At 48.4% G+C, this 2323-nt stretch carries 3 protein-coding genes; 1 reads left to right on the top strand and 2 read right to left on the bottom strand.

Annotation, left to right across the window (positions count from 1 at the left end; genetic code table 11):
• The first annotated feature begins 83 nt into the window (after positions 1–83).
• Positions 84–875 (top strand): Cof-type HAD-IIB family hydrolase, encoded by a 792-nt coding sequence (locus ACTHUT_RS18205; protein ID WP_004521105.1) that lies wholly within the window; start codon positions 84–86, stop codon positions 873–875.
• Positions 876–942: 67 nt separating this feature from the next.
• Here the strand turns inward: ACTHUT_RS18205 and ACTHUT_RS18200 are convergent, their stop codons facing one another.
• Together ACTHUT_RS18200 and metZ are read right to left on the bottom strand one after the other, a co-directional pair.
• On the bottom strand, positions 943–1149 hold the full coding sequence (locus ACTHUT_RS18200; RefSeq protein WP_004521104.1) for a DUF2788 domain-containing protein: 207 nt from the start codon (positions 1147–1149) through the stop codon (positions 943–945).
• Between the two features lie 89 nt (positions 1150–1238).
• On the bottom strand, positions 1239–2323 hold a 1085-nt coding region (gene metZ / locus ACTHUT_RS18195; protein WP_440419311.1), incomplete at its 5' end, for an O-succinylhomoserine sulfhydrylase.

The raw sequence follows: 2323 nt of genomic DNA, 5'->3' as shown, positions 1-2323 counted from the left end.
ATCAAATACTAAACCAATTTATACACAAGCTGTTCACACAATTTTCAATGAAAGCTGTGTATACCCAGCCCGATGAGTAAACCATGAACAATCCTGAAATCATCTTCTTTGACATCGACGACACCCTCTACCGCAAATACACGGATACCCTGCGTCCTTCGGTTGCCCAAGCCATGCGCGCATTGAAAGCCAAAGGCATTTTAACTGCCATTGCCACCGGCCGTCCGAAAGCCGCCATTCCCGCCAAAGTCAAAGCCTTGATTCAAGAATGCGGTATCGACATGCTCGTTACCATCAACGGCCAATATATTTCCTTTCGCGGCGAACCTCTGCAAAGCTACCCCTTGGACATTGCCGACATCGAAACCGCCATCAACCTGCTTGAACAACACAAAATAGACTACGCCTTTGTCAACAACCAAGAAATTGCCGTTTCCTCCCATTCGCCACGCGTTGTCGAAGGCTTATCGCATATCCTGCCCAACTTCCTGACTGACAAAGAATATTTCCGCAAACAACCTGTTTATCAAATGTTGGTCTTTGTGGATAAGGAAGAAGAAAAAATCCTGCAACCGCTAACCCAGCAACACGGCTTCAAATCCGTCCGCTGGCATGAATATGCTGTGGACCTGCTGCGCAAAGAAGGTTCAAAAGCACGGGGCATCGCCCACGCAGTGGAAAAACTGGGGATTGATATGAACAAAGTGATGGCATTCGGCGACAGCTTCAACGACTTGGAAATGCTGTCAACCGTCGGCTTTGGTGTTGCCATGGGCAATGGCGAAGACGCTGCCAAATCTGCCGCACAATTCGTCTGCCCAAGTGTTGATGAAGACGGCGTCTTGCGCGGCTTGCAAGAATTGGGCGTAATTTAAAACATCAAATCAAAAGGCCGTCTGAACATTTTTTCAGACGGCCTTGTTCTATCAATAAACTTCCTGCCTACTTCGGCAATACCAAAAAGCTAATCAGCAATTCTTTAAATACGAACCCAAACACACCCAAGCCCAAAACCAAGAAGAGCATGGCAATGCCGAATTTGCCGGCTTTGGATTCTTTACCCAAGTTCCAAACGATAAAGCCCAAAAAGATAATCAGGCCACTCAGTAGGATTTTCATTGCCCATGAGGCGAATTCTGCTTCAGACATTATTTTTTTCCTTTTATTCTTAAGATGTGTGTTTAATTGCTTTCAGACGGCCTATTAAAATTTAAGGCCGTCTGAAATTTGTTTTTAGATTATTTGTTCAATGCTTGTTGCAAATCATCAATCAAATCGTCGATGTGTTCCAAACCGACAGAGAGGCGGATCAAGCCCGGGCGGATATTCGCGGCGAGTTTTTCTTCAGGCTGCATCCGGCCGTGCGTGGTTGTCCACGGATGGGTGATGGTCGAGCGCACATCGCCGAGGTTGGCAGTACGGGAAAAGAGCTCTACGCCGTCCACGATTTTCCATGCCGTTTCTTGGTCTGCGACTTCAAAACCTACCACAATACCGCCGCCATTTTGCTGTTTGCGGATCAGTTCGGCTTGCGGATGGTCGGGCAAACCGGTGTAGTACACAGCTTGGACTTGCAGCTGCTCTTTCAACCATTGTGCAATTTTCAGCGCATTGTCGTATTGTTTTTCCATACGCAGCGACAAGGTTTCCACGCCGCTCAACAGCTGCCATGCGTTAAACGGAGACATCGCCAAACCGCAAGAGTTGCAATACATGGCTACTTGCGTCATCAATTCATCCGAACCGGCCAACACGCCACCCATCACGCGGCCGTGGCCATCAATGGCTTTGGTTGCGGAAGACACGGAAATATCCGCACCGTGTTTCAAAGGTTGCGAACCGGCTGGCGACAAGAGACTGTTGTCTACCACCAAAAGTGCGCCGATGCGGTGTGCCAGTTCAGCTAAAGCTTCCAAATCGGCAACTTCGCCCAAAGGGTTGGACGGCGTTTCCAAGAAAAACAGTTTGGTATTGGGCTTGATGGCAGCTTTCCATTCATCCACATCAACCGGCGATACATGGCTGACTTCGATGCCGAACTTGGTAACGATGTTATTGATGAAACCGACAGTTGTACCAAACAGGCTGCGGCTGGAAATAACATGATCACCGGCTTGCAAGAAGGTAAAAAACGCTGCCTGAATCGCGGACATACCGGTCGAAGTGGCTACCGCGCGCTCTGCACCTTCCAATGCAGCAATGCGTTTTTCAAAAGCGGCAGTAGTCGGATTGGCTGTACGGGTATAGGTAAAGCCTTTAATTTTTTTGGAAAACAAATCTGCCGCATGTTGCGCGCTTTCCCACATGAAGCTGCTGGTCAAAA

The sequence above is a fragment of the Neisseria sp. P0022.S010 genome, assembly GCF_051956635.1.
Note: the sequence above shows the minus strand (reverse complement) of the source record. Positions and strands in the feature narration are given on the sequence as shown.

Coding starts and splice junctions, on each gene's coding strand:
- ACTHUT_RS18205 (WP_004521105.1), top strand. CDS start 84: ATGAACAATCCTGAAATCATCTTCTTTGACATCGACGACACCCTCTAC.
- ACTHUT_RS18200 (WP_004521104.1), bottom strand. CDS start 1,149: ATGTCTGAAGCAGAATTCGCCTCATGGGCAATGAAAATCCTACTGAGT.